This is a genomic window from Ruegeria sp. HKCCA5491, assembly GCF_013034565.1.
Classification (GTDB): Bacteria; Pseudomonadota; Alphaproteobacteria; order Rhodobacterales; family Rhodobacteraceae; genus Ruegeria.
On the sequence record NZ_WQGG01000011.1, the window covers coordinates 123,325 to 149,641 of the forward strand.

Below are 26,317 nucleotides of genomic sequence, written 5' to 3' on the forward strand. Positions count from 1 at the left end.
GCATGCCGATTGTCGAATTGCATGTGATCAAGGGCTATAGCGCACAAGAAAAACAACGACTTGGCGTGGCGCTGACCAATGCAGTGCGATTCGTAGTGCCTGCCGCGCCAGAGCTTGTGACCGTCGTGATCCACGACATATCCGATCAAAACTACTATCGTGGCGGCAAGGTTCGGCAGCCCGCCCGGGCGAAAGACGACCCCGAACATATCGTGCGTGCGTTTCTATCCGATATGGGCGAAGGCGCGGTTGAAAGCGCGCGCAAAAGGCTAAGCCCGGACTTCGTGATGCAATTTCCCGGAACCGCGCCCAGGCGTGATCTGGGGGATCTCGGAAACTGGGCAGCCACCCGGTATCGCCGCATCGCAAAAACCTACGACGGGTTCGACGCGATGCAAGGCGATGGCGACGCTGCGATCGTTTATTGCAGGGGTACGTTATCCGGTGAATGGACTGATGGTTCACCATTCGAAGGCATCCGCTTTACTGACCGGTTCGAGATACAGAACGATTTGATCACACGCCAGGATGTCTGGAACGATATCGCAGAAACAAGGGCGCAGGCATGAGCGAAATTGACCCTATCACCCTTTCTGTTCTTGCAGGCCGCATGGAGCAGATCGCCGACGAAATGGACGCTACCCTGTTTCGGGCGGCTTTCAACCCGATCATTGCCGAAGCGCATGACGCCAGTCATGGGCTTTATTCTGCGACGACAGGCGACACTCTGGTTCAGGGCAAATCCGGTTTGCCGATCTTTGTGGGGGTGATGTCCTTTGCGGTGAAAGCAGTGATCGAAAAGGCAGCCTCGGACGGCGATCTGGAAGACGGTGATATCTATATCTTCAACGATGCGCATATCGGCGGCACGCATTTGTCCGACATGCGTCTGGTGCGTCCCTATTTCCGCGATGGCACGTTGTTCTGCTATCTCGCGTCGGTTGGGCATTGGCATGATGTGGGCGGCGCTGTACCCGGAAACTATAACCCGGCTGCGACCGAAGTTTTTCAGGAAGCCTTCGTTCTGCCGCCTGTTAAGCTGGCGCGCAAGGGCGAGATAAATCAGGACATAATCGACATTCTTCTACGGAATTCCCGCCTGCCTCAATCGGCGATGGGTGATTTGAACGGGCAACTGGGCGCTTTGGATCTTGGGGTCCGGAGAATGGACGAGCTGCTGGACGAGTACGAGGCTGACACGGTCTCAGCCGCACTTGCGGCGCTCAGCGATCGGGCCGAAGCTCTGATGCGATCCGAGTTGCAGGAACTGCCGGACGGCCGGTGGGAGACCGAGGATTTCCTCGATAATGACGGGATCACAGATGAGCCGCTTCGCATCAATCTGGCGCTTGAGATCAAGGGCGATCAAATGGTGCTGGATTTCACGGGTTCGTCCCCGCAATGCGCCGGGCCTGTGAACATTGCCCTGCCGACGACCGTTGCGACCGCCTATGTGGCAATCAAACACGTCTTCCCGGCGCTGCCTGCCAACGCCGGGGTAATGCGCCCCATCGACGTCATCGTGCCCGAAGACAGCCTGTTGTCGGCCAAGTTCCCTGCCCCGACAGGTGGATACACGGAAACTATTCTACGGATGATCGACGTGGTCTTCTCGGCCTTTGCCAACGCCGCACCTAATCGGGTTGTCGCCAATGCCTATGGGACAATCAATGCGCTTTCCATTGCTGGGAAACGCTCAAACGGGCAGCCATGGGTGATGTTCAGCTTTTACGGTGGGGGACACGGCGGCTCGGTCGAAAGCGATGGGTTGAACCACGGCAACGCTCCGATCTCAACGGCGACGATCCCGCCGATGGAAATTCTAGAAGCCGCCTATCCGGTCATGTTCCGTCAATGGGCTTTGCGCCCTGACAGTGCAGGTGCAGGCACCCATAGGGGCGGGCTTGGGGCCATCTATGAGATTGAAGTAATTGAAGAAAATGGCGCTCAGGCTTTTCTGTTTGGCGAACGCGGCAAGTTCGCCCCAAAGGGGATCGCCCAAGGCGGCGACGGGGCCATGAATGTCTTCACCTATGAACAGGACGATGGGTGGAAGGCACCGCCCCTGGTTTCAAAAATGAGAGGGATCGAATTGAAGCAAGGACAAGCGGTGCGCCTAGAGACACCCGGCGGCGGGGGTTATGGCGCTGCGGGTCGCCGTTCACCCGAAGCGATCGCTCGGGACGTGGCACGCGGACATGTAAGCGCCGAACAGGCGGATCAGGACTATGGCCCCGCATGGCGCGAGGTGGCACCATGAGCGGGCGTATGATCGGTGTGGACGTTGGCGGCACGTTCACGGATGTCTTTGTTCTGAACGAAGCGGACGGCAGCGCAACCGTCGCCAAAGTTCCCACCACACGCCCGGATCAGTCGGGCGGGTTTCTCGACGGGATCGGGCGCGAGGTGGAAGACCTATCCGAGATCTCTGTTGTCGTACATGGCACCACAGCGGGCACGAATGCTCTGCTGGAACGCAAAGGTGCCAGAACGGGCGTTATCTGCACCGAGGGCTTGCGGGACGTGTTGGAGATGCGCCGCAGGGATCGGCCGCGCACTTGGGGGCTGCGCGGTGATTTCGAACCCGTTGTGGATCGTCGCGACCGTCTGGAGGTGCCGGAACGCACGCTTGCGGACGGCACCATTCGCACGCCGGTTGATTTGGACGCCGTGCGCAAAGCGGCAAAGCAATTGCTTGAACAAGGGTGCGAAGCTGTGGCGATCCTGTTCGCCAATGCCTATGCCAACCCAGATAACGAAGCCGCTGCTGTCGCGGCCATACGCGAAATCTGGCCAAATCCACATGTGTCGGCCTCGTCAGAAATCCTGCCGGAAATCCGTGAATTCGAACGATTTTCAACCACGGCACTGAACGCCTATCTGCAACCCGAGGTTTCGGGCTATTTGACCCGCTTGGAAAACGCCCTGCGATCCGGCGGATTCGATGGTGAGTTCATGATTGTGCAATCCAATGGCGGCGTCATGGGGGTCAACACCGCGTCCCGCCTTCCAGTGCGGACGGCGCTGTCTGGCCCCGCAGCCGGTGTGATTGCGTCAGGCTACATCGCGCAATCGGCGGGCTTTGACAACGTCATCACCGGGGACATGGGCGGCACCAGCTTTGATGTTTCGTTGATCTCACAAGGGCAGACGATGCTGTCGGCCCAGACCTCCATTGATTTCGGGATGGTTGTGCGCAACCCGATGATCGAAATAACGACCATCGGCGCGGGAGGCGGGTCGATAGCGTGGGTCGACAAGGGCGGATTACTGAACATCGGCCCTGAAAGCGCAGGATCAAATCCCGGCCCGGTCGCCTACGGCCTTGGCAATGATCGCCCGACGGTAACGGATGCCAATGTCGTGCTGGGTCGTATCGACCCGGACAACCCGATTGGTGGCAAACTGGAGAGGCTGGACGTAGAGGCCGCTGGCAAGGCCATTGATATTCACGTCGGCGAACCTTTGGGTTTGACGAGGCTTGAGGCGGCCGAGGCCATTTTGCGTGTTGCCAATTCACGTATGGCTGGGGCGATCCGGCTTGTAAGCATCGAGCGCGGCTTTGACCCCAAGCGTTTTGCCTTCATGCCGTTCGGCGGTGGCGGCGCGTTGCATGCCGGGGCAATGCTGGCCGAAGTGGGGATCGCCCGCGCCATCGTTCCACGTTATCCCGGCGTCACCTCGGCACTGGGCTGCGTGATCGCGGATATGCGGCAGGACTTCGTTCAGACCATCAACACATTGGTCGCGCAGTTAGACAAAGCTGCTTTGGGCGCGTTCATGCAAGAACACGTGGATCAGGGAATGGCGCTTCTTGATGCCTCACGGACGACGTTCGACAGGCGTGAGATTTCATTCGAGCTGGACATGGCCTATGTGGGTCAAACGCATACCGTACCGGTTCCGCTGACTGTGAAGATGACAGACGGCAAGGTGACCGCGCCCGGCAAAGCCGATATCGAACAAGCCTTTGATACGGCTTATCACGCCACTTATGGAAGACTGCTGAAAAACGGTGTGCGACGCATCCTGAACCTGCGCAGCGCGGTTACGGGCAAGCGGCCGAAATTCGATCTTTCGTCCCTTGCCCCGGCAACGGAAGGCAGCATTGCGCCCTCGTCGACGCGCAAAGTTCATTTTGGCAATACCTGGCATGACACGGCCATTTATGATCGCTTGTCTTTACCGGTTGGCACTGCAATCAAAGGGCCAGCCATTTTGACCCAACCGGACACGACCGTTCTGATCGAACCGGATTTTCAAGGACGCGTAGACTCCTTTGGCAACACGATCATCGAACCACTGGGGGAGGACTGAATGAGCGAACCAGAAACCTGGGACCCGCGCAAAACGGCGCTGCTGACCATCGACCTTCAGAACGACTTTATCCATCCTAAAGGTGCCTATGGCCGGGCAGGCCAGTCAGCACAAGAAATCGCGGCACTTCCCGAACGCATCGCCCCCTTGGCGCGAAAACTGCAAGCCGCTGGCGGGTGCTATTTTTCAGCGCAATTTACACTTGTGCCGGACCGCAACGGCGAGCCGTTGATTGCTCCGCATCTGAAGAAGTTGCGCCCGTTTCTGACCAAAGGCGACTTCGCGCCGGGCGGATTTGGTCACAGTCTGGTCGATACCCTGCAACCTTGCGATTTCGTAATCGAAAAGGTTGCCTACTCGGCCTTCTACCAGACGCGGCTGGAATATCTGATGCGCGCTTTGGGTATCGAAAACCTGATCGTCGGGGGCATCGTGACCAATGGCGGCGTGGCCTCAACTCTTCGAGATGCCCATTTGCGGGATATCGACACCGTTATGCTGACAGATGGGTGCGCCGCATTTCGGCAAGAGGTTCACGATGCAACGCTCCTGTCGTTGGGCACTGTTACACACCAGCGAAGTTGCGATCACATGATGAACTGGCTGGAGGGAGCCAAATGAGCCTTAAGTCCCGCCTGAAAAAGAAAGAAATTCTTGTCGCCCCCGGCGTGTATGACGGCTTGACCGCATCTCTGGCTGAAAAAGCTGGTTTCGAGGCGCTGTATCTAAGCGGTGCAGCCGTTGCCTACACGCGGTTGGGCCGCCCCGATATCGGACTGTCCACCGCGTCTGAGATGGCAGACACCATGACCCTGATCGCAGATCGGGTCTCTTTACCTGTTATCATCGACGCTGACACCGGCTTTGGTAACGCGCTCAATGCCCAGCGAACCATGCGCCTGTATGAACGCGCCGGCGCATCTGCGCTTCAAATCGAAGACCAGACCTATCCAAAACGCTGCGGGCATCTGTCGGACAAGTCGCTTATCCCCGCGCAGGAAATGGCTGGGAAAATCGCAGCGATGGCCGACGCGCGCGCCAATAGTGACACCCTGATCATTGCCCGAACAGATGCCATCGCCGTCGAGGGATATCAGGCCGCCACCGACCGCGCGGAAATCTATCTGGAGGCTGGTGCAGATGTTCTGTTCCTCGAGGCCCCTCAAAGCCGCGAACAACTTACATCCATCGCCGATCAATTTGCCCCGCGAGTCCCCCTTTTGGCGAACATGGTCGAAGGCGGCGCGACCCCGATACTTGGCGCCAACGATCTTGAGGCACAGGGATATTCCATCGTCATTTTCCCCGGAGGGATTGTCCGGGCTTTGGCCAAAACCGCTCAGGCATACTATCAAAGTCTGGCTGTCAACGGCTCAAACAAGCCCTTTGCCCAGAACATGTTCGACTTCGGCGGTCTGAACGAAGTCATCGGAACTGCTGAGATGCTGGAAGCTGGGGCCCGCTATGATGACACCCAAGGTTGAGAGCGTTCCGCCGGACCGGTTCGATCTGACGACCGGCACGCTGATCATCGGCGCGGGGGCTTGTGGTCTGGTCGCCGCCCTGTCGGCATCGGAGACTGGACAGGATGTGCTGGTCATTGAGGCCGATCCAGTTCCAAGCGGTTCAACCGCGTTGTCCGCCGGGTTGATCCCGGCTGCGGGCACAAAGCTTCAACGGGCTGCAGGGATCACGGATGATGCCGCACTTTTTGCGCGTGATATCCAGACAAAGGCACATGGCGAAAACGAGCAGGCTCTGGTCGATCTGTTGGCCAGCAACGCCGCCGAAGTCATCGACTGGCTGTCTGAACGCCACGCCCTGCCCTTTTCGGTTGTCGCGGATTTCGACTATCCCGGTCACTCGCGCCGCCGGATGCACGGGCTGCCGTCACGGTCGGGCCAAGAACTGATCGACGCCCTGCGCAGCACTTGCGAGCGTGAAGGTTTAGACATCATATGCAATCGACGGGCGGTAACGCTGTATCGGGATCAAGACCGGATCTTGGGTGTTGCCGTGACTGGCCCGGACGAAACCGTTGAAACCATTGCATGTGATCGGCTTATTCTTGCCTGCAACGGTTTCGGTGGCAATCGCGCCTTAGTGTCCGCGCATATGCCCCAGATCGAAGAGGCGCTCTGGTTCGGGCACAGCGGCAACCGGGGCGAGGCTATCGTTTGGGGGGAAGGGCTTGGTGCAGGACTTCTGAACTTAAGCGCCTATCAGGGTCACGGAAATGTCGCTCACCCTCATGGGATATTGATTACGTGGGCGGTGATCACCGAAGGCGGTGTACAGGTGAACCGCAATGGCCACCGTTTCTGGAACGAAGCGCAGGGCTATTCGGAAGCCGCCCGTGCGGTTCTGGCGCAGCCCGGCGCAGAGGCTTTCGCCATTTTCGACGACCGTATCGCAGCGATTGCGCGCCAGTTCGAGGATTTCAAGCGCGCAGAAGATTCAGGGGCAATTCAATCCGCTGAATCCATCGAAGACCTGTCAAAAGCACTGGGTTTGCCGTCTGCGGCTTTGGAGCAAACCATTCACGACATTCCTACCGGTCACACGGATGAATTTGGCAGGCCCTTTAACCAGCTGCCTTTAGCACCGCCTTACAAAGGCGTTCGCGTCACTGGCGCTTTGTTTCACACCCAAGGTGGATTGCGGGTCGATTCCTATGCACGTGTTCTCAAAGCTGACGGTACTAGATTCGCCAACCTCTACGCAGGCGGCGGCGCGGCTGTTGGCGTGTCTGGCAAAGGGGACAGCGGGTATCTTTCCGGAAATGGTTTGTTGGGTGCCGTTGTGCTAGGTCGAATTGCGGGCCGGATCGCTTAATATCAGGCTTTGCACCTGAATATTCCGATCATTTCTACCTGTAGGCAGGAATGCAGCCTCGTCGTATTTCGGATTTGGAGGCAAAACTAAAACGCCAATTTGAATGACAAACGAATTTACCTTTCAAAATAAGACGTTTCCGTTTCTTCCGTTTTCATCTGTTCTTGATGCAAGCTCATTCTAGGTGTTTTATCCACATGACGCTGGTCGTCATAATTTGCCAGTCGTCATAATAGTTACGCTATGTATCTTGAGCAAAACGGACCATTTGAACGACCCAGGAGATTTCATAATGGAATTGATTACTGAACAGCTACGGGCATTTCCGATCATGGCGCTGTTTCTTTGCCTGGGCCTTGGATACGGTCTTGGAAAGTTTCGGGTTGGCAAATTCGAACTGGGTGGCATCGCCGGAACCCTTCTGGTGGCAGTTTTTGTGGGCCAGATCGGTGGCATCAACCTAAGTCCCGACGTTCAGAACGTTTTCTTTTCGCTCTTTATTTTTATGGTTGGCTACAATGGCGGGCCTCAGTTTTTTGCGGCTCTGAACCGAACCGCCCTCACGAAACTTCTGGCCGCGTTTATGATGACGCTTTGGGGGCTGTTCTTTGTCATCGTCGTCGCACGATTAGCTGGGTTGGACAAAGGCTTGGCCGCCGGGTTGGCCGCCGGAGGGCTGACCCAATCCGCAATCATTGGCACCGCAGGAAACGCGATAGACCTATTAGGGTTGGCCGCGGACGAGGCTGAAAAGCTGAAAACCAACATCGCCGTCGGGTATTCGGTGACTTACATCTTTGGCTCGATCGGCCCAATTTTGGCGGTAAGCGCTATTCCAATCATAATGCGCGTCAACCTGAGGCAAGAGGCAATCAAGCTTGCTCAGAAACTCAGCGGCGGGGGCCGCAAACTAGAAGAAGGCGAGTTTCTTCCGATGAACCGCTTCGATGCCCGCGCTTATCGAGTAAATGCGGATGCCTCGGTTTCCGGCCAATCGGTCAAAGCGATCGAAGGCGCCTATAACGGTGATCTGATCGTCGAAAAGCTGCTGCACGATGGGGTCCCGGTGGACCCGACCCCTGAAATTGTTGTGTCGGCAGGCGACGTTATTGTCGTATCTGGCCTGGTCACAACCCTGACCCAGTTCGAGGGCACCGCAAGCGGTGAGATTGGCGAATTCCCGCCCGAACTGACCGTTGTCGAAGAACGCCGCAATGTCGTTGTCACCAATCGCAAGTTGGCGGGCAAGACTCTGGCCGAAATCCGCGAAGCCCTAACCGTGGATCAACGCCGCGGTGTTCATATCTCAAAGATCACGCGGGTTGGTCACGACGTACCGGTTCTGCAAAACACCGTGATTCAAGCAGGCGACGAAATCAGCATTGTCGGCCACAAGGACGACCTTAACAGAGTGGCTAAAGAGGCTGGATATGTTCCCCCTTCGGCTTCGGTCACCAATTTCATCGCGCTGGGGATCGGTGTGGCGGTCGGCTATTTGATCGGTGAGATCAGTTTTGTCATTGCAGGGACAAAAGTCGCGCTTGGCTCGGGCCTCGGCTGTCTCGTGACCGGGCTGATCATCGGATATCTGCGTGTTCGACAACCCAAGATTGGCGGTATCAACCAAGGGGCTGCGAATTTTCTGCAGAGCTTTGGTTTGGCAGTTTTCGTCGGGGTCGTTGGTCTGAACGCTGGAAAACCCGCTTTGGAAGCGATTCAACAATATGGCGTCATACTGCTGTTGTTGGGTGTTGTCGTCACTCTGATGCCCATGATCGTTCAGTTCCCGATCAATTATTACTTCCTGCGGATTAAAAACCCGATCGAGGCCTGCGCTGTCGTGACAGGATCACGCTCGGGCAACCCCGGTTTTGCCACGCTGTTAGAAAAGGCCGGGAACTCGACCCCTACACCAGCATTCACCATGACCTATGCGGTTGCGAACATTTTCCTGACGCTATGGGGGCCGCTGGTCGTCGCGTTTGTGCCGTAGGTTACAAAGGCAAGATCACGATGTTTGACCCCACAGGGTCGGCATCGCCCTCGGACCATTACATCTCGGACTCATCTGGGGTTGGGTATGAAGACAAAACTCTGAACTGCAACGTCTTGGGCCATGCAATTACCACTCAACAGGTACAAACTGGGATAGTCGTGAAAATCCAACAAGCCCCGCTCGCGCGGCAAAAGCCGTAAATCACACAGTCTAAAAGAACTCTGTGCAGATCATCGCAGTTTGAGGAAATCACCAAGTGGCGGACCGAGGAGGATTCGAACCCCCGACCCCTTGATTCGTAGTCAAGTACTCTATCCAGCTGAGCTATCGGTCCGCGTTGGTGAGGCGCTATGTAGACCCGGTATTCGGGACGTGCAAGTCGATTCTGCAAAAATAATTCAAAAAGTACCACCGCCCCGTGGAAGCCTTATTTCGAACCTTGTTCCGTCAGGGCCGGTTTCGGCAAGAACCAGATCGCCGCCGTGCCCACGCACCAGTTCCTGCGAGATCGCAAGCCCAAGACCAGAGCCACCTTTACGCACCCCTCCCTGAAACGGGGTAAACAGGTTTTCGCGCGCCTTCGGCGGCAAACCGGGGCCTGTGTCCTTCACCTCAAGGTACCAATTGGCCTCATCCTCATAGCCGGAAATCGTGATATTCCCGGGTTTCGCTGACGCGACCAGCGCCTGACGCGCGTTGCGAACCAGATTCATGATGACGCGGAACATCTGTTCGGGATCAGCGCGCGCCACAAGATCCTCTGGCACCTCGTTAAGGATTTGCACACAGCCCCCAGTAACGGACAGCAATTCGCTGGAGACAACGTCATCTGCCACGTCATGCAACGGCACCATCGTCAGCGTAGGTGCCGGCTCTTCGGCGCGACCAAAGGCCAATGTGCTTTCGCACAGGGAAACCGCGCGAGTGATCGAATTCACCAGTTTAGGCGCCATACGCCGCACCAACGGGTCATCGCTTGCTTCGATCCGGTCTGTAAAAAGCTGCGCCGACGTGAGGATGTTGCGAAGATCGTGGCTGACCTTGGCCACCGCTCCGCCCAGTTGCGCAAGACGCTCGCGTTGCTTCAGGGCTTGGGTCAGCTCTTTCTGCAACTGTTCCAGTGCTTCTTCTGCCTCGCGCAGTTCGGTCACTTTCGAGTTGGGCGAGATGATTCCCCGCGCATCCTCGGGCGCGCCAGCATAGCGCTGCATGTAACCTACGACGCTTTTGATTGGCTTCACCAGAACCACGCGCACAGCCAGAAACAGAAAAAACGCCGTGATAATCGAAATTACGAAAGACAGCCCCAGAATACGCAGCCCGTAATCTGTCATCGCCATGCGCAGCGGTTCGCTGTCTGTTGTGACTTCGATCAGCAAGCCCGCGTCTTTCACTGGCTCACCTATCACGCGGATCACCTCGTTCTCAGGGGTAAACAGCCGGGCCACAGCGTCACGGATCAAAATCCATGGGGTCGCGTCGCGCAGATCGTAGGTGTTGGTGATCCGATCAGGGATAGGAGAAGACAGCATCAACTGCCGCACCTCATCGCGGCGCAGCACCACGTTATAGACACCCGCATTGGCCAGCAGCTCAGCCTCAAGATCATCAGCCAGCATGTCGTCGGCCAACAGCGCCAGGGATGCGATCTGGGCGCGTTCAAGACGGTTTAGCAGGAAATCCTCGCGGAAACGCGCGATCGAGGGGACAAAGATCAAAATCTCGGCCAACATGACGAAGACCGTGGTCAGGATCAGAAATCGGCCTGACAGAGAATTCAATCTGCTCTCCCTTCCCGGTCAGGGCAGCCAGCGCTGGACGAACCTGACCACTTGTTTAACCGTCTGATTCTCAAACAGCCTTGGCGAGAAATAGGCACCCGCCACCCGTTTGTTAAGTTCTCCGATCGTCGGATAGGGCGAAACCATCGCGGCGATCTGTCCCATCTTGAGGTTATTGGCCAATGCCAGAGACCACAAGTTGATCAACTCTCCCGCCTGATGCCCAACGATTGTCGCACCGACCGGGCGGCCTTTTACGACCATGACCTTAATGAAACCTTTAGTTTTGCGTTCGGAAATGGCGCGGTCGTTATGGTGATAGTCAAAGCGCGCGATTTCCACCTTGTCGCCATGCTGCGCGCGGGCCTGAGCCTCGGTCAGGCCGACCTGAGCCAGTTCAGGATCGGTATAGGTGGCCCAGGGGATATGCGCCGTTTGCGCCTTGGAGGGCAGGCCAAAGAGGGCCGAGCGGATGATGATGCCCGCGTGATAGCCCGCCACATGGGTAAACTGCAGCCCACCCGCCACATCACCAATGGCGTAGACCTTTTTGTTGGTTGTGCGCAGCGCGTCATCCACCTTGATACCGGTGCGCGTGGGTTCGATCCCAGCCGCCTCAAGGTTCAGCCGGTCGGTATTGGCCTTGCGCCCTGCGGCCAGCAACAGGTGCGAGCCCGCATAGATCTGGCCGGTTTCGGTTACAACTTCGACCTTCCCGTCCGCGCCGCGAATCTGGGCGACCATGGCCTGTTCGTGGATCTCGACGCCCTCAGCACGCAATGTGTCCAGCACGATCGCCGCCGCCTCGGGGTTGTCCTTGCCCAGCGCCTGCATCCCTTCGATCACAGTGACCTTGCAGCCCAGACGAATATGGGCCTGCGCCATCTCCATCCCGATGGGGCCGCCGCCGATGATCAGCAGATGCTCGGGCTTGTCGCGCAGGTCAAAGATCGTCTCGTTAGTATAATACGGCACCTGATCCAAACCAGGGATCGGCGGCACCAACGGCGACGAGCCGGTGGCGATCACCACCCGCCGCGCGGTGATCAGGTGGTCGCCCGCCTGTACCTGCGTGGGCGAGATGAACTGACCATATTCGCGGATCACTTTGACGCCAAAGCCTTCGAACCGCTCCTGACTGTCCATCGGCTCAATCTGCGCGATCACGTCATGCACGTGGTCCTTGGCGGCGGCATAGTCCACCTGCGGCACCACATCCGCCACGCCCAGCGCCGAGGCATGAGCCTGCCCAAAAGCCGCCTTGCCACTGGCGATCAGCGCTTTGGACGGCACGCAGCCAAAGTTCAGGCAGTCGCCGCCCATCTTGTGACCTTCCAGCAAGATGACGTCCGCACCCATCTGGCTGGCACCGGCGGCCACAGACAAGCCACCCGACCCGGCGCCGATCACCAGGATATCTGTCTTCAGCTCTTGCATGGGGTCAGGCGTCCTTTTTACCACGTATCGCTTTGATAACTATCGGCAAAGCCGCTAGTACACACAAGCCGATGATCGGGCCAATCACGAAAGGCTCCCACAGCAGCGACACATCCGGCGTCTCGCCCCGGTCAAACACGCCGCCCAGACCGACACCAATCCAAGTATAGACGATGCCCCCGGGGATGATGCCCAGCGCAGTGGTGATCAGGAAGTTGCGGAATTTGACGCCCACCAGCGCGGGCACCAGATTGGCCACGAAAAACGGTACCACCGGCACAAGGCGCAGCAGGAACAAGACCGAGACTTCATTCTCGCGCAGCCCATCCTTCAGCTTTTTAACAGTACCTTCCGATGATTCCAGACGTGCGGTCAGGGTTTCCCCAAGCCCCCAGCGTGCTGCCAGAAAGATTGCGCAGGCGCCGATGGTCGCGGCAAAGACGTTGAAGACCGTGCCTGCAAGCAGGCCGAACAAGAACCCTCCTGTCATCGAAGCCACCGCCGCTCCGGGCAACGAAAATGCAACGATCACGATATAGATCGCGACAAACGCACCGGCCATGGCCCAAAAATGGCTGTCACGCCATTCCAGCAACGCCTCGCGGTTGTCACGCAACGTTTCAAAGGTCAGGTAATCGCCCAGTGCGAAAAACCCCACCGTGGCCACAGCAAGAATCACCAGCAAAGGAATATGCCGCGTAAGCCCAGCGCGGGGGGCCTGCGTTGTGTCGCTCATGAGGCTGTCCGATTTTGTACGTTTCATCTTGCCCCCAACATGCGACGTCTGGCAGTTCGACAACAGGTACCTCACGCTGCGTTGATGTTAACCGTAGGGAATGTGAGGGTTTGAGGCAGTAAAACCCCCAAATTGAAACCTTTCGGGTTGCGCGGCTACAGAATTGTTGCAAAAGGCGTGAAAACCCCCACCTAGGGGTTTGACTTACCCCCCGCTACCCAGTAGAGGACGGGCTTCGAACACTAGGGCCAGGCGAATCCGCGCCGCACCCGACCGCTATAGATTGGAGACGGAGCGATGAAACGCACCTATCAGCCTTCGAACCTGGTTCGCAAACGCCGCCACGGTTTCCGCGCGCGCATGGCCACCAAGGCCGGCCGCAAGATCCTGAATGCACGTCGCGCACGCGGCCGCAAATCGCTGAGCGCATAAACCGCTCACCGATCAGGTTATGAACATGACGCCGCCGGAGGCCCCTGAGGATGGTAACAACCAACCGAGGGTGAAGCCCCCGGCGGCGTCCGTTTGCGCGCCTGAAACTCTCATCATCCTCAAAAAACGGTCCGATTTCCTGAAAGCCGCCCGCGCGCGCAGGCAGGGGACACCGTCGATGATGGTTCAGGCCCGAAAGCGCGCCGATGACGAAGCGGACGGTATTCGCGTCGGCTTTACCTGCTCCAAGAAAGTTGGCAATGCCGTGGCACGCAATCGCGCCAAGCGAAGACTGCGCGAGGCGGCACGTGCGGTCCTGCCGGACAATGGGGAAAGCGGTTGGGACTATGTCCTTATAGGTCGCGCCGAGGTCACCGCAGGACGCCCCTATGACGCGCTTCTGGGCGATTTGCGATACGCGCTGCGCAAAATTCACAGCGCGAAGACGTGACGCTGCTTTCCCATATCCTCGCCCTGCCCATCCGGATCTATCGTTTGGTCTTCAGCCCTTGGGTCGGTTTTAACTGCCGGTATCAACCAACCTGTTCGGCCTATGCCCTTGAAGCGTTGGAAAAGCACGGGCCGGTCAAGGGAACTTGGCTGACCATCCGGCGCATCGGGCGCTGCCACCCTTGGGGCGGGGATGGTTATGATCCCGTACCGGGCTGTTCGGACTGTGAACGCTCTTCCCACGACCCGCAGTAACACTTGACCCGTTCCGATCCGCGCTGAACAGTTGCCCTATTCAGCCGGAGGCCCAAATGACATCCCAGGCGCGTCACACTCTGCCCACGCATGACGTCGTGAACCAACCTCCTTTGCGCGGTGACAGCGACCTTTGGGTGGCTGATCCTGTTCTCCAAAACCTTCTGCACAATTTTGGTGGGCGCGCCGACCCGGTATTGACCTATGGTGACATACTGGGCCGCGCCAAAACGCGGGAATTGGGGCGCGAGGCCAATCGACACCCGCCGGAACTAATGCTGTTCGATCAAGGCGGCCGTCGCATCGACGAAGTCAGGTTCCATCCCGCGTATCACCAGATGATGCAGATCAGCCAAGCCGCTGGCTACGCAGCGTTGGCCTGGGACGGACAGCCCGGTGGCCACACCACCCATGCGGCAATGGTATATATGGCCAGTCAGGTCGAGCCCGGACATTGCTGCCCTCTGACAATGACCTATGCCGCAATTCCTGCGATCGAAGCTGACGCACACTTGGCTTCGATCTGGCGCCCAAAACTGTCCGCCTTCGACTACGACGGGACGATCAACCCCATTTCCGACAAAAGCAGCGCCACGCTGGGCATGGCAATGACCGAGAAACAGGGCGGCTCGGATGTGCGGGCCAACACAACAACCGCTACAAGGGACGGCGATCACTGGCGATTGCGCGGGCATAAGTGGTTCTGCTCGGCCCCAATGTCGGACGGATTCCTGACCTTGGCGCAGGCTTCGGGCGGCTTGACCTGTTTCCTTGTTCCCCGCTGGTTAGAAGGCCAGCGCAATGCGATTCATCTGATGCGCCTGAAAGACAAGCTGGGGAACAAGGCGAACGCTTCTTCCGAAATCGAATACCACGACGCGCTCGCTTATCAGCTTGGTGACGAAGGGTCCGGAATACGCACGATTCTGGAAATGGTGCATCACACCCGGCTGGACACCGCCATCGCCCCGGCCGGATTGATGCGCGCCGCGTTGACCGAAGCCCACCACTGGGTCTTGCATCGTAGTGCTTTTCAGCGTCGGCTGATCGACCAACCGTTGATGCGCGCCGTCCTTGCCGATCTGGTGCTGGACTGGGAGGGCGCATTGACGCTGGGATTGCGTGTCGCCCAAGCGTTTGATGGCACCTCTGCCGAGGATCGCGCCTTTGCCCGCATCGGCGTCGCACTGGCCAAGTTCCTGAACAACAAACGCTGTCCCGTCGTCGCTGTTGAAGCTATGGAGATTCTGGGCGGTATGGGATACGTCGAAGACAACCCCCTGCCGATGATCTACCGCGAAGCCTCCCTGAACGGGATTTGGGAAGGGTCGGGGAACGTGATCTGCCTCGACATACTCCGAACTTTGACGCAAGAGCCGCTGGCCGCCGAGGTTCTGCAAGCGGAACTGAACGCCGCAACGGGTGCGGATCGGGAATACGACGCCGCGCTAAAGGCACATCGCGACCGCTGGCCGGGCATCCCCCCCGAAACCGAGGCGCGCTGGTTCGCCGAACGCACAGCGCTTTTGCTGACCGCGTCCCAGTTGCTGAGACACGCGCCCGGTCCCGTGGCCGATGGTTTTGTCGCCACCAGAATCGCCGAACACAGCGGTCGGATCGCGGGATCGGTCGCAGGTCTGGACACAAACGCGCTGCTGGGGCGCTTGGGATGACCCGGCCACTTGCCGGGTTCCGTCAACTATTGTAGGGGCTGCGCATGTTTGACGAAGCTGACGATATCCACCCGCTCTTTGCCGGTGCGCCCTCGACCACCGAGTTCAAGAAGCTGCGCAAGCGCATCGTGCGCCAGACCCGCGAGGCGATCGAGCAGTACGGGATGATAAGTCCGTCAGCCCACGACAAGGATGGCAAACCCCCTCGTTGGCTGGTCTGCCTGTCGGGCGGCAAGGACAGCTATACGCTTCTGGCGGTGCTGTATGAGTTGAAGTGGCGTGGCCTGCTGCCGGTTGATCTGCTAGCGTGCAATCTGGATCAAGGTCAGCCGGGCTTTCCCGCCACTGTTCTTCCTGAATTTCTGGAACGGATGGGTGTTCCCCACCGGATCGAATATCAGGACACATACTCTGTCGTGATGGACAAAGTTCCGCAGGGCCAGACGTATTGCGCACTATGTTCACGCCTGCGCCGGGGCAACCTGTATCGTATCGCGCGCGAAGAGGGGTGCTCGGCCATTGTTCTGGGCCATCACCGCGACGATATCCTTGAGACGTTCTTTATGAACCTGTTCCACGGCGGACGTTTGGCGACGATGCCGCCTAAACTGGTGAATGAGGAAGGCGATCTGTTTGTCTTCCGCCCTCTGGCCCATGTGGCCGAGGCAGATTGCGAGAAATTCGCCAATGCAATGAGCTATCCCATCATCCCCTGTGACCTGTGCGGCAGTCAGGACGGGCTGCAACGTCAGCAGGTAAAACAGATTCTGGATCAATGGGAAAAGAACAGCCCCGGACGCAGACAGGTGATGTTCCGCGCGCTGACCAATGCAAGGCCCTCGCACCTGCTGGACCCAAAGCTGTTCGATTTCGAAGGTCTGAGCCTGAACACTGACAAAAAGGACGAAATTGAGGACAAAATTCCTCAGTTGCGTTAACGACTGACTCAGATAGGTTTTCTACGGTTACCCTGAGCGTGCGATGCCCAAGGGAAAGGCCGGAAACCTGATGTGGAAACATGTCTCTGTTAACAGAGCTCTCGATTTTCTGGCCACCGTGTTCAGCGGACCATCCGTTCTGGCATTCGCGCCGGCGATCTGCCTTGCTGCGTTTTGGATAGGCGGAGAGCGTACGCTTGTTCTCGTGGCCCTCATTCTACCTGTATTGATCGCCGCAATCATGGTGCTTGTCCGCAAGGTCCAACCCGATTCCACCGATTTGAACGCAGCCAGCGGCCTGATGGCCATTGATATGTTCGCCGCAGAGATGGAAGGCTTTTTTGAGGCCAGCCGAAACATGCAGCAGGACTCTGCCTGCATGATTGTCGCACTGGACGGGTTTGCCGACATTTTAGACCTGCATGGTCAGGCGGCGGCAAATCATTTGGCAGAACAGTTCTGTGACCGTGTCCTGTCGTCGATTCGCACGCATGACATCACGACAAGACTGGATCAGAACTCGGTCGCAATCGGCTTGCGCCCGTCCAGTCATCTGGATCTTGAAGCGTGCATTCAAATGTCTGGCCGCATTCAGGCCGCCATAGAGGAACCGATCAGCGTAAACGGTGCCAGCATTTATGTTTCCTGTTCCATCGGCTTCTGCCTTTTGTCCAGCGTGAAGGAAGACGGGTTCGACTACTGGATCGACGCAACGAACGCAGCCTTGAGCGAGGCGCAGCGAAACGGACCATCAACGATCCGTGCCTATTCCAGCGAAACCCGCCGCAGGTCGCGCACCCGTGCAAACCTGCGCAAAGAATTCGAGGCTGCGCTGGACAGCGGTGAAATCCGCCCATGGTTTCAACCTCAGATATCCACAGACACCGGCAAGGTAACTGGATTCGAGGCCCTTGCCCGGTGGGAGCATCCCCAAAAGGGCGTCATCGGCCCGCAGGTGTTTTTGCCCTTTGCCGAGCAAACCGAATTGATGGAGCGATTTGGGCAGGCTATGCGCCACCACGCCTTCGCGGCGATGCAGAAATGGGATCACGCCGGGATCGGTGTGCCCCGGATCGGCATCAATATCTCGTCCGACGAATTGCGCGACCCTGCCCAGATGGATCGGCTGAAATGGGAACTGGATCAGCATGACCTTACCCCTGACAGGCTCGCGGTAGAGATCCTTGAGACCGTGTTTTCCCGGCACCCCGATGACGTGATTACCCGAAATGTAATCGGTCTATCCAGCTTGGGTTGCTGCATTGATCTGGATGATTTCGGCACCGGCCATGCGTCGATCGCGTCTATCAAACGCTTTGACGTATCCCGGATCAAAATCGACCGCTCATTCGTGGCCAAAGCCGACAAGGATGCCAGCCAGCAGCAAATGGTCAGCGCGATTCTGACGATGGCGGAAAGGTTGAACGTGGAAACTCTGGCAGAAGGTGTGGAAACCCCCGGGGAACATGCATTGATGGCACAATTGGGCTGCAATCACGTTCAGGGGTTCGGTATCGGTAAGCCGATGCCGTTTGAAAAAACTCTGGATTGGATGACTGCGCACTGGAACAAGGTTGGGGGTGTACCCAGGATCGGGCGTCAGGCGGGATCATAAACGCGAAATTACGCCACAAAAGCCTTATACGCGACTATAGCAAGGGCGATTCCGCTTGACCTTTGGGGCTGCACTCTGTTGAACCCACCGGGTGTGTTTCACTGCTTAAGGTGGCTGTCCCAGATGGACGATCAGAATAAGAATCTCATCCTCGCAACCGCGCTCAGTTTCCTCGTGATCCTCGTTTGGTTCGTGCTCTTCCCGCCGCCTGAGCAGGCCACGTCACCGGAACAGGCCGAAATCAGCGCGACCGAGGCCAATGAGGTTCAAACCCCCAGCGCCACAGGAACCGGCACTGTAGGCGAAGCAACCGCTGCGGCCGAAGAAACACTGCCCGACGCACAGGCCCCGCGGGTTCAGATCGACACGCCCCGTTTGGAGGGCAGCCTGTCCCTGTCGGGTGGGCGCATCGACGAGCTGTATCTGAAGGACTACAAGGTCTCGATCGAAGAAGGCGCTCCGATTGTCGAGCTTCTGTCACCGGTCGGATCTGAGTCCGCCTATTACGCCCTTTATGGCTGGGCACCGGGTGCAGGTGTCGCCGGCACGGATGTGCCCGGTCCGAACACAGAGTGGTCCCTGGAACAAGGTGAAACTCTTGGCGTAGACTCTCCTGTCACGCTGAAGTGGGACAATGGAAACGGCCTGACCTTCCGCCGCACAATTGCGGTGGACGAGAACTATATGTTCGAGGTCACCCAGTCCGTTGAAAACAACACCCAAGCCGAAGTCGGCATGGCCCCTTACGGTATTCTGGCCCGTCACGGTATCGGCGAGGATGGTGATCTGCCCGGTCTCAAAAACTTCTTCATCCTGCATGAAGGCGTGATGGTCATGGCCGACGGAGTTCTGGACGAGATCGACTATGGCGATGTCCGTGATTTTGACATTGACCCCAACGAACGCGCGCAGGCCGAGGTGTTTCAGGTCAAAGAAGGCGGCTGGGTCGGCTTCACCGATCACTATTGGATGACCACCCTGATCCCCGAGGAAGGCTCGGCCTTCAAGGCCGCCGCGAAATACGACGCGCGTCGCAAAATCTATCAGACCGAGACGGTTCTGCCGACACTCACAGTGGCTCCCGGCTCAACCGAACAGATAACCACGCAGCTTTTTGCTGGTGCAAAGGAATGGGAAACCATTCGGGAATATCAGGCTGACGGCGTTCAGAAGTTCATCGACAGCATCGACTGGGGCTGGTTCTACTTCCTGACCAAGCCGATCTTCTGGCTGCTGCACAACATCAACGCGCTGATCGGCAACATGGGTTGGTCCATTATCGGCCTGACCCTGATCATCAAGGCAATCCTGTTCCCGCTGGCGTTCAAATCTTACGTCTCGATGGCGAAGATGAAGGAACTGCAGCCGCAGATGGAGGCCCTGAAAGAAGCCGCTGGCGACGACCGCCAGAAAATGCAGCAAGGCATGATGGAGCTCTACAAGAAGGAAAAGGTGAACCCTGCCGCGGGTTGTCTGCCGATCCTGATGCAGATCCCGATCTTCTTCTCGCTGTATAAGGTAATCTTCGTCACGATCGAATTGCGTCAGGCCCCGTGGTTTGGCCCCTTCCAGGACCTGAGCGCACCTGACCCAACCTCGATCATGAACCTGTTTGGCCTGCTGCCTTGGGGTGGCCCGCAGCCAGACACGCTGATGGCGCTGATCTTCATCGGTATCCTGCCGCTGTTGCTGGGTATCTCGATGTGGCTGCAGCAAAAGTTGAATCCAGCGCCAACCGATCCGACGCAAGCAATGATCTTTGCCTGGATGCCATGGGTGTTCATGTTCATGCTGGGCAGCTTTGCCAGCGGGCTGGTGGTCTACTGGATCGCGAACAACACGATCACCTTCACCCAGCAATACCTGATCATGAGAAGCCAGGGTTATAAGCCCGACGTGTTCGGCAATATCAAATCCAGCTTCAAGCGCGCACCAAAGACGGATGACAAATGAGCGCAGAAGTAACCAGCCTCTGGCGGCATCCGATCAAAAGCCACGGCCATGAAGCTGTGGAAACCGTAACACTGAGCCCCGGGCAGACCATGCCCGGGGATCGTGTTTGGGCAATCGCCCATGAGGCGTCCAAAGCGGACGGTTCGGAATGGGCGCCCTGCGCGAATTTCAGTCGTGGTGCCAAGGCCCCTCAATTGATGGCAATCACGGCGAAACTGTCAGGTGATACGGTGGCACTCAGCCACCCACAGCGCCCAGACCTGAGTTTCCAGCCGGACGCAGAACAAGATGCGTTCCTTGATTGGGTAAAACCATTGATGCCCGCTGACCGCGCCGCGTCTGCACGTATTGTTCGCGTACCCGGGCGGGGAATGACCGACAGTGACCTCCCATCCGTCAGCCTGTGCAACATGGCCTCGCACAGAGCGGTCGAGCAGAAACTGGGCAAAGACCTGTCGATCAGGCGCTGGCGCGGCAATATCTGGTTCAACGGCCTGCCCCTGTGGGAAGAGTTCGAATGGTTGGGTCGCGAGGTTCAGATCGGACAGGCCGTGTTCCACGTGCGTGAGCGGATCACACGCTGTCTGGCCACAACCGCAAACCCGGATACCGGTGAACGCGACGCGGACACTTTAGGCGCGTTGAACCGTTGGAACCACCAGGATTTCGGCGTTTACGCCGAGGTGATCCGAGGTGGAGAGGTAAAAACCGGCGATACGGTGCAAGTGCTATGACAACGCTTCCCTTCCCCCTTGCCGAGACACCCGACGAATTCGCGCTGGAGCGCGGGCGCAAGCTGTTTGCCGGGTCCTCGGAATTCGTCAAAGGCGTTGTGGCGATGAATGGCCTGCCTGCCCCGGATCGGCTGGAGGTCTGCTTTGCTGGCCGTTCCAATGTCGGCAAGTCCAGCCTGATCAACGCGCTGACCGGGACCAAGGGTCTGGCCCGCGCCTCGAACACGCCGGGCCGGACACAAGAGATCAACTTTTTCACCCAAGGCCCCGAGCTGTATCTGGTTGATTTGCCCGGCTATGGCTATGCCAACGCGCCGCTCAAGGTGGTGGAAAAGTGGCAGCGGCTTCTGAAACAGTACCTAAGCGGCCGTCAGACCCTGCGCCGGGCTTTTGTTCTTATTGATTCCCGCCATGGGGTAAAACCCGTCGACGCCGAGATCATGAAGTTGCTGGACACCAGCGCCGTGACGTTTCAATGCGTGCTGACCAAAGCTGACAAGGTCAAAGCCAAGGATCGGGAAAAGGTCTTGGATCAAGTGCGCAGTGCATTGTCCAAACATCCCGCCGCCTTCCCGGAAATCGTGTTGACCTCATCCGAAAAGGGCGACGGGATCGAAACGCTGCGCGCGATTATTGCCGGGCTGGAGTAGCGACGCAGAATCGCGCAGCGCTTCATCGGTAGTTGGTACAGGTATTGCAGCCCGCTTCCCATTTATCCCACGTACCACCTAAACCCGGCGCGAAGAAATTCACGCCGGAACTCTTCCCTTTTGCCGTGAGGTTGGACGCCAGACTTCTCGCACCCACCTCTTGGGGCTTGCTGGCAACGCTGCGGTGAACGCCGCGTTTTGCCGGGCGTCGGATTTGCAGGCCGGTCAACCTATGGCACCCACAACAGCGATCTTGGCTTACGCGTCCAAAACGCCTAACACGAGGGGAAGAGGACAAGACATGAAGACAAGAGATATGAACCGGGACTGGATCGCTACTGCTGCAACTCTGAACAGCGCATTGCCATATCTGCAGCGCTATGATTGCGCGGTCGTCGTTATCAAACTTGGCGGTCATGCCATGGGCAGCGATGAGGCCATGGAAAGCTTTGCCCGCGACGTCGTGCTGATGCGTCAGGTCGGTGTGAACCCTGTGATCGTCCATGGCGGCGGACCGATGATCAACGCAATGCTGAAACAGTTGGATATCCAGTCCGAGTTTGTGGGCGGCAAACGCGTGACGGACAAGGCCACCGTAGAAGTGGTCGAAATGGTTCTGTCAGGGCTGGTCAACAAACGCATCGTTCAGGCCATCAACGGTCAGGGCGGCACAGCCGTTGGCCTGTCGGGCAAGGACGCCAATCTAATTGTCTGTGACCAAGCCGATCCCGCGTTGGGATTTGTCGGCGCTCCGGCGCAGATGAACCCTAAAATACTCCACGATTTGTTCGCACATGATGTGATTCCCGTAATTGCCCCCTTGGGCGCGGGTCGCGAAGGTGAAACTTTTAACATCAATGGTGACACGGCAGCGGGAGCGATTGCCTCGGCCCTGAAGGCGGATCGCCTTTTGCTGTTGACCGATGTGTCCGGCGTCAAGAACGCAGCCGGCGAGGTGGTGACAGAACTCAAGGCCGGCCAAATCCGCGAGATGACGATGGATGGCACGATTGCGGGCGGCATGATCCCCAAGACTGAAACCGCGCTGGACGCGCTGCACAGCGGTGTCCGGGCGGTGGTTATTCTGGATGGGCGCGCGCGCAATGCCGTGCTGCTTGAACTGTTTACCGAGCACGGCGCGGGGTCGCTGATCCGGCCCGACTAATCCCAATGCGGAGGTCCCATGACCGGGCAGTCCACCCCCCTCACTTACGCTCCGGCCATTAGTTATGGCTGGGTCGGGCGTGTTGCGCATCAAGCTGGCCTGATTGTCATGGGCGCGACCCATCCTCGTAAAAGCGGTGCCAAGGGACTGGACGGGGGCACACTGGTTCTATTGGGCGCGGGTTCGGCCTTTTGGACGGTGCTGAAAACCTCGCTCGAGTGGCAAGGCCCTGATCCAGTGGATCGCTGGTCTGCGCGCGTCATTGGCCAAATGGCGCAGGAATTGGGCGGGCAAGCCCATTTTCCCTTTGGCGGACCGCCTTACGCCCCGTTCATAGACTGGGCGCTGAAGTCACAACGCACCTTCAGCAGCCCGGTTGGGGCGTTGGTTCATGACACGGTTGGCATGATGATTTCGTACCGTGGCGCGCTGCATTTCCCGCAAGAGTTCAACATCCCCGAAGTCACAACCGCTTCGCCCTGCGTCGAATGCCCGGCACCCTGCACGACGACCTGTCCGGTCGGTGCGCTGAATAGTCAGGATTTCTATGATGTTGCCGCGTGCCATGCCCATCTATCAACCGAAGAAGGCCTGACCTGCATGACGGGCGGTTGTCTCGCGCGCCTGTCCTGCCCGATCAGCGTCGGGGCCGACCAGGACCCCGAGCAATCCGCCCATCACATGAGGGCGTTTCACCCCGCATGACCTTGACCCTGATCCTGACACGACACGCGAAGTCCAGTTGGGGCAACCCGATGCTTGACGATCACGCCCGTCCTTTGAACAAGCGCGGAAGTAAATCCGCCCCTGCTATCGCCACATGGCTGCGCGACAATGGGTGGCTTCCCGACGAAGTGCTCAGCTCAACCTCGGCCCGCACGCGTGAGACATGGGATCGGATGGGTTTGCAGGCAGACAAGGTTTGCTTTCATCGGCGTCTTTATCATGCTGCACCCGAAGACATGTTGACCCAACTTGCTGGTGCAACAGAACCCACGGTCCTGATGCTGGGTCACAATCCGGGCATTGGCGATTTTGCCCAGCGGATCGTTGGCAAAGCACCAAACCACCCCCGGTTTCAGGATTATCCCACCTGTGCCACGGCTGTGATTCAATTCAACATCTCAGACTGGGCCAATATCAAATGGCAGAGCGGGGTTGTTCTGGATTTCACCACACCGCGCGAGCTGTTGGAATAGAAAAAGGCGAGGCCAAAGCCCCGCCCTTTCCCTGACTCCAACCGGATCAGTGCCCCAGGATTTGGCTGAGGAAAAGCTTGGTCCGTTCACTTTGAGGGTTGTTGAAGAACTCTTCCGGTTCATTCTGTTCCACGATCTGGCCAGCATCCATAAAGATCACACGGTTGGCGACCTGACGGGCAAAGCCCATCTCGTGCGTGACGCACAGCATGGTCATGCCTTCCTCGGCCAGTTCGATCATGGTGTCGAGCACCTCTTTGATCATCTCGGGGTCCAGCGCCGATGTCGGTTCATCGAACAACATAATCCGAGGCATCATGCAGAGCGAGCGGGCAATCGCCACACGCTGCTGCTGACCACCCGAAAGCTGGCCGGGATATTTCAGCGCCTGATCGGGGATTTTCACCTTTTCCAGGAAATGCATCGCGCGCTCTTCGGCCTCTTTCTTGGGCGTCTTGCGCACCCAGATCGGGGCCAGCGTGCAGTTCTCCAGGATGGTCAGATGCGGGAACAGATTGAAGTGCTGGAACACCATGCCAACCTCGGACCGGATTTTGTCGATGTTCTTCAGGTCATTCGACAGTTCGGTCCCGTCTACGACGATCGTGCCCTGCTGGTGTTCTTCCAGCGCGTTCAGGCAGCGGATCAGGGTGGACTTACCCGAGCCCGACGGCCCCGCGATCACGATCCGCTCGCCCTGATTGACGGTCAGATTGATGTCGCGCAGCACGTGGAAGGACCCGTACCACTTATTCATGCCGTTGATTTCGATGGCGACCTCGTCGCTCACCTGCATCTTCGAGCGGTCGATTTCGCGTTCTACTGCAAGTTCAGACATGTGTTGAACTCCTTAGTGATGATCCGTGGCAAGGCGACGCTCGAGCCACTGGGAATATTGAGAGATGCCGTAACAGACGACGAAGAACAGAAGCGCGGCAAAGCCCAGAAGCTCCCAATAGACGCCGTTCCATTCGGTTGACGCCAGGATGGGGCCCCGGATCATGCCCACCAGATCGAACATCGAGATGACCGAAACCAGTGTGGTGTCCTTGAACAGGCCAACGGCCACGTTCACGATACCGGGGATCGAGATCTTCAGAGCCTGTGGCAGGATGATCAGCCGCATCGCCTGCGGGTAATCCAAGCCAAGACTGTCTGCTGCCTCGTACTGTCCGCGCGGAAGCGCTGCCAGACCGCCGCGGATCACCTCGGCGATATAGGCGGCCGAGAACATGGTAATCATGATCACAACGCGCAGGAACAGGTCGACCGTGCTGTCAGGCGGGAAGAAATAGGCCAGCATCACCGAAGCCACGAACAGCAGCGTGATCAGTGGCACGCCGCGGATGAATTCGATGAAGATGACACAGACCCACTTGATCAGCGGCATATCGGACTGACGGCCCAGAGCCAATGCAATGCCCAAAGGCAGGGACAGCGACACACAGGTCACGCCCAGCATCAGGTTCAGCATAAAGCCACCCAGATCACGGCTGGGAACAGCCGAAAGCAGCGCGCCCTCGTTGGCATCATCGGGAATCAGCGCCCCGCCGATATTCCACACAACCAGCGCCACAACGATGCCCCCAAAGAACCCGGCTGCAAAACTGTTCTTGCCGAATTTCTGAAACACCACGGCGGCTGCGACACAGCCCAGCAGTGCCACGATGGGGACCATGATGGTTCCGCCCCAGATCAGCCAGAACGCAACGAACGGGTACACCGCTGTAAACAGCAGCAACTTGCGCGGCAGGTCGAAGAACAGCACGGGTGCCACCGCGACCAACATCAGCAAGAAGGCCAGGTTCGGGCGCCAATAGGCATCGTCAGGGTATTTGAACCCATAGATCAACTGGTGCCAGCGCTCGGTCAGAACCGCGAAACAGGCTCCGGTCTTGCCGTCCAGAATCTCACGGCATTGCGCCAATGAATCCGCGTTCCATACACCATTCAAAATCCACGGAAGCGTGTTCTTGAGCAGCACATAGATCAACAGGATCGACAAAACCGTCAGGATGGTATTCGCCACGCCCGAGAAGAGATTCTCGCGCAGCCACTTGATGATACCGGTCTGGTTTGCTGGCGGAGGCGATGGCGGGATTGTGCCATCAGCGACAAAGGCGATCGGGTTTGTTGTTTGATCAGCCATAA

24 protein-coding genes and 1 tRNA gene are annotated in these 26,317 nt (G+C 58.0%); 19 read left to right on the forward strand and 6 right to left on the reverse strand.

Annotation, left to right across the window (positions count from 1 at the left end; genetic code table 11):
- Positions 1-2 precede the first annotated feature (2 nt).
- The 7 genes from GOV88_RS15370 to aspT all read left to right on the forward strand — a co-directional run bounded on the left by GOV88_RS15370 (position 3) and on the right by aspT (position 9,145).
- Positions 3-569, forward strand: a complete 567-nt coding sequence (locus GOV88_RS15370) for a tautomerase family protein (RefSeq protein ID WP_171240979.1) — start codon at positions 3-5, stop codon at positions 567-569.
- Positions 566-2,260: a hydantoinase B/oxoprolinase family protein gene (locus tag GOV88_RS15375; RefSeq protein ID WP_171240980.1), complete on the forward strand. Its 1,695-nt coding sequence runs from the start codon at positions 566-568 to the stop codon at positions 2,258-2,260. The genes GOV88_RS15370 and GOV88_RS15375 overlap by 4 nt, the downstream gene beginning before the upstream one ends.
- Positions 2,257-4,317: a hydantoinase/oxoprolinase family protein gene (locus GOV88_RS15380; protein ID WP_171240981.1), complete on the forward strand. Its 2,061-nt coding sequence runs from the start codon at positions 2,257-2,259 to the stop codon at positions 4,315-4,317. Before GOV88_RS15375 ends, GOV88_RS15380 begins: the two co-directional genes overlap by 4 nt.
- A complete protein-coding gene (locus GOV88_RS15385; protein ID WP_171127123.1) occupies positions 4,318-4,938 on the forward strand; it encodes a cysteine hydrolase family protein in 621 nt (206 codons plus the stop codon).
- Complete coding sequence (locus GOV88_RS15390; RefSeq protein WP_171240982.1) at positions 4,935-5,801, forward strand: oxaloacetate decarboxylase; 867 nt, start codon at positions 4,935-4,937, stop codon at positions 5,799-5,801. Before GOV88_RS15385 ends, GOV88_RS15390 begins: the two co-directional genes overlap by 4 nt.
- Complete coding sequence (locus tag GOV88_RS15395) at positions 5,782-7,152, forward strand: FAD-dependent oxidoreductase (protein ID WP_171240983.1); 1,371 nt, start codon at positions 5,782-5,784, stop codon at positions 7,150-7,152. The genes GOV88_RS15390 and GOV88_RS15395 overlap by 20 nt, the downstream gene beginning before the upstream one ends.
- Before the next feature lie 292 nt (positions 7,153-7,444).
- A complete protein-coding gene (aspT, locus tag GOV88_RS15400) occupies positions 7,445-9,145 on the forward strand; it encodes an aspartate-alanine antiporter (protein ID WP_171240984.1) in 1,701 nt (566 codons plus the stop codon).
- Positions 9,146-9,405: 260 nt separating this feature from the next.
- Here aspT and GOV88_RS15405 read toward each other — a convergent pair.
- The 4 genes from GOV88_RS15405 to GOV88_RS15420 form a co-directional block, all read right to left on the reverse strand.
- Positions 9,406-9,482: transfer RNA gene (locus GOV88_RS15405), tRNA-Arg, on the reverse strand.
- Positions 9,483-9,546: 64 nt separating this feature from the next.
- The gene (locus GOV88_RS15410) at positions 9,547-10,929 is read right to left on the reverse strand and encodes a HAMP domain-containing sensor histidine kinase (protein ID WP_254428856.1); all 1,383 of its coding nucleotides are present in this window, start codon (positions 10,927-10,929) and stop codon (positions 9,547-9,549) included.
- An 18-nt stretch (positions 10,930-10,947) separates the two neighbouring features.
- Positions 10,948-12,366 (reverse strand): NAD(P)/FAD-dependent oxidoreductase, encoded by a 1,419-nt coding sequence (locus GOV88_RS15415; RefSeq protein ID WP_171240985.1) that lies wholly within the window; start codon positions 12,364-12,366, stop codon positions 10,948-10,950.
- A 4-nt stretch (positions 12,367-12,370) separates the two neighbouring features.
- Complete coding sequence (locus GOV88_RS15420; RefSeq protein WP_171240986.1) at positions 12,371-13,102, reverse strand: TVP38/TMEM64 family protein; 732 nt, start codon at positions 13,100-13,102, stop codon at positions 12,371-12,373.
- Between the two features lie 297 nt (positions 13,103-13,399).
- On the opposite strand from GOV88_RS15420, the gene rpmH reads away from it, so the two are divergent.
- The 12 genes from rpmH to GOV88_RS15480 all read left to right on the forward strand — a co-directional run bounded on the left by rpmH (position 13,400) and on the right by GOV88_RS15480 (position 24,166).
- Positions 13,400-13,534, forward strand: coding sequence for a 50S ribosomal protein L34 (gene rpmH / locus GOV88_RS15425; protein WP_005980833.1), 135 nt, complete (start codon positions 13,400-13,402; stop codon positions 13,532-13,534).
- A 25-nt stretch (positions 13,535-13,559) separates the two neighbouring features.
- Positions 13,560-13,985: a ribonuclease P protein component gene (gene rnpA / locus GOV88_RS15430; protein ID WP_171126074.1), complete on the forward strand. Its 426-nt coding sequence runs from the start codon at positions 13,560-13,562 to the stop codon at positions 13,983-13,985.
- The gene (yidD, locus tag GOV88_RS15435) at positions 13,982-14,239 is read left to right on the forward strand and encodes a membrane protein insertion efficiency factor YidD (RefSeq protein WP_219635857.1); all 258 of its coding nucleotides are present in this window, start codon (positions 13,982-13,984) and stop codon (positions 14,237-14,239) included. The genes rnpA and yidD overlap by 4 nt, the downstream gene beginning before the upstream one ends.
- A 56-nt stretch (positions 14,240-14,295) precedes the next feature.
- Entirely contained in the window at positions 14,296-15,912 is a 1,617-nt protein-coding gene (locus tag GOV88_RS15440) for an acyl-CoA dehydrogenase family protein (RefSeq protein ID WP_171240987.1), read from the forward strand.
- A gap of 44 nt (positions 15,913-15,956) precedes the next feature.
- Positions 15,957-16,850, forward strand: coding sequence for a tRNA 2-thiocytidine(32) synthetase TtcA (gene ttcA, locus GOV88_RS15445; protein WP_171240988.1), 894 nt, complete (start codon positions 15,957-15,959; stop codon positions 16,848-16,850).
- Between the two features lie 43 nt (positions 16,851-16,893).
- Positions 16,894-18,465: a putative bifunctional diguanylate cyclase/phosphodiesterase gene (locus GOV88_RS15450; RefSeq protein WP_371808255.1), complete on the forward strand. Its 1,572-nt coding sequence runs from the start codon at positions 16,894-16,896 to the stop codon at positions 18,463-18,465.
- Between the two features lie 123 nt (positions 18,466-18,588).
- Positions 18,589-20,418 (forward strand): membrane protein insertase YidC, encoded by a 1,830-nt coding sequence (yidC, locus tag GOV88_RS15455; protein WP_171240989.1) that lies wholly within the window; start codon positions 18,589-18,591, stop codon positions 20,416-20,418.
- Positions 20,415-21,152, forward strand: coding sequence for an MOSC domain-containing protein (locus tag GOV88_RS15460; protein ID WP_171240990.1), 738 nt, complete (start codon positions 20,415-20,417; stop codon positions 21,150-21,152). Before yidC ends, GOV88_RS15460 begins: the two co-directional genes overlap by 4 nt.
- Complete coding sequence (yihA, locus tag GOV88_RS15465) at positions 21,149-21,802, forward strand: ribosome biogenesis GTP-binding protein YihA/YsxC (protein ID WP_171126065.1); 654 nt, start codon at positions 21,149-21,151, stop codon at positions 21,800-21,802. Before GOV88_RS15460 ends, yihA begins: the two co-directional genes overlap by 4 nt.
- 301 nt (positions 21,803-22,103) lie before the next feature.
- The gene (argB, locus tag GOV88_RS15470) at positions 22,104-22,967 is read left to right on the forward strand and encodes an acetylglutamate kinase (protein WP_171240991.1); all 864 of its coding nucleotides are present in this window, start codon (positions 22,104-22,106) and stop codon (positions 22,965-22,967) included.
- Positions 22,968-22,985: 18 nt separating this feature from the next.
- Complete coding sequence (locus GOV88_RS15475; RefSeq protein WP_171240992.1) at positions 22,986-23,672, forward strand: ferredoxin; 687 nt, start codon at positions 22,986-22,988, stop codon at positions 23,670-23,672.
- Entirely contained in the window at positions 23,669-24,166 is a 498-nt protein-coding gene (locus GOV88_RS15480; RefSeq protein WP_171126060.1) for a histidine phosphatase family protein, read from the forward strand. The genes GOV88_RS15475 and GOV88_RS15480 overlap by 4 nt, the downstream gene beginning before the upstream one ends.
- A 46-nt stretch (positions 24,167-24,212) precedes the next feature.
- Here GOV88_RS15480 and GOV88_RS15485 read toward each other — a convergent pair whose 3' ends face one another.
- Positions 24,213-25,004, reverse strand: coding sequence for an amino acid ABC transporter ATP-binding protein (locus tag GOV88_RS15485; protein WP_269149813.1), 792 nt, complete (start codon positions 25,002-25,004; stop codon positions 24,213-24,215).
- 12 nt (positions 25,005-25,016) lie between these two features.
- Positions 25,017-26,315 carry an amino acid ABC transporter permease gene (locus tag GOV88_RS15490; RefSeq protein WP_171126058.1) on the reverse strand — a complete coding sequence of 433 codons (1,299 nt, stop codon included), beginning with the start codon at positions 26,313-26,315 and terminating at the stop codon, positions 25,017-25,019.
- Positions 26,316-26,317 lie beyond the last annotated feature (2 nt).

Excerpts from the sequence above, each read along its gene's own strand:
- GOV88_RS15375 (WP_171240980.1), top strand. The coding sequence starts at position 566 with ATGAGCGAAATTGACCCTATCACCCTTTCTGTTCTTGCAGGCCGCATG.
- GOV88_RS15385 (WP_171127123.1), top strand. The coding sequence starts at position 4,318 with ATGAGCGAACCAGAAACCTGGGACCCGCGCAAAACGGCGCTGCTGACC.
- yihA (WP_171126065.1), top strand. The coding sequence starts at position 21,149 with ATGACAACGCTTCCCTTCCCCCTTGCCGAGACACCCGACGAATTCGCG.
- GOV88_RS15395 (WP_171240983.1), top strand. The coding sequence starts at position 5,782 with ATGATGACACCCAAGGTTGAGAGCGTTCCGCCGGACCGGTTCGATCTG.
- yidC (WP_171240989.1), top strand. The coding sequence starts at position 18,589 with ATGGACGATCAGAATAAGAATCTCATCCTCGCAACCGCGCTCAGTTTC.
- GOV88_RS15485 (WP_269149813.1), bottom strand. The coding sequence starts at position 25,004 with ATGTCTGAACTTGCAGTAGAACGCGAAATCGACCGCTCGAAGATGCAG.
- GOV88_RS15370 (WP_171240979.1), top strand. The coding sequence starts at position 3 with ATGCCGATTGTCGAATTGCATGTGATCAAGGGCTATAGCGCACAAGAA.
- rpmH (WP_005980833.1), top strand. The coding sequence starts at position 13,400 with ATGAAACGCACCTATCAGCCTTCGAACCTGGTTCGCAAACGCCGCCAC.
- GOV88_RS15450 (WP_371808255.1), top strand. The coding sequence starts at position 16,894 with ATGCCCAAGGGAAAGGCCGGAAACCTGATGTGGAAACATGTCTCTGTT.
- aspT (WP_171240984.1), top strand. The coding sequence starts at position 7,445 with ATGGAATTGATTACTGAACAGCTACGGGCATTTCCGATCATGGCGCTG.
- GOV88_RS15460 (WP_171240990.1), top strand. The coding sequence starts at position 20,415 with ATGAGCGCAGAAGTAACCAGCCTCTGGCGGCATCCGATCAAAAGCCAC.
- GOV88_RS15380 (WP_171240981.1), top strand. The coding sequence starts at position 2,257 with ATGAGCGGGCGTATGATCGGTGTGGACGTTGGCGGCACGTTCACGGAT.
- GOV88_RS15415 (WP_171240985.1), bottom strand. The coding sequence starts at position 12,366 with ATGCAAGAGCTGAAGACAGATATCCTGGTGATCGGCGCCGGGTCGGGT.
- argB (WP_171240991.1), top strand. The coding sequence starts at position 22,104 with ATGAAGACAAGAGATATGAACCGGGACTGGATCGCTACTGCTGCAACT.
- GOV88_RS15480 (WP_171126060.1), top strand. The coding sequence starts at position 23,669 with ATGACCTTGACCCTGATCCTGACACGACACGCGAAGTCCAGTTGGGGC.
- GOV88_RS15490 (WP_171126058.1), bottom strand. The coding sequence starts at position 26,315 with ATGGCTGATCAAACAACAAACCCGATCGCCTTTGTCGCTGATGGCACA.
- ttcA (WP_171240988.1), top strand. The coding sequence starts at position 15,957 with ATGTTTGACGAAGCTGACGATATCCACCCGCTCTTTGCCGGTGCGCCC.
- GOV88_RS15440 (WP_171240987.1), top strand. The coding sequence starts at position 14,296 with ATGACATCCCAGGCGCGTCACACTCTGCCCACGCATGACGTCGTGAAC.
- GOV88_RS15420 (WP_171240986.1), bottom strand. The coding sequence starts at position 13,102 with ATGAGCGACACAACGCAGGCCCCCCGCGCTGGGCTTACGCGGCATATT.
- GOV88_RS15390 (WP_171240982.1), top strand. The coding sequence starts at position 4,935 with ATGAGCCTTAAGTCCCGCCTGAAAAAGAAAGAAATTCTTGTCGCCCCC.
- GOV88_RS15475 (WP_171240992.1), top strand. The coding sequence starts at position 22,986 with ATGACCGGGCAGTCCACCCCCCTCACTTACGCTCCGGCCATTAGTTAT.
- rnpA (WP_171126074.1), top strand. The coding sequence starts at position 13,560 with ATGACGCCGCCGGAGGCCCCTGAGGATGGTAACAACCAACCGAGGGTG.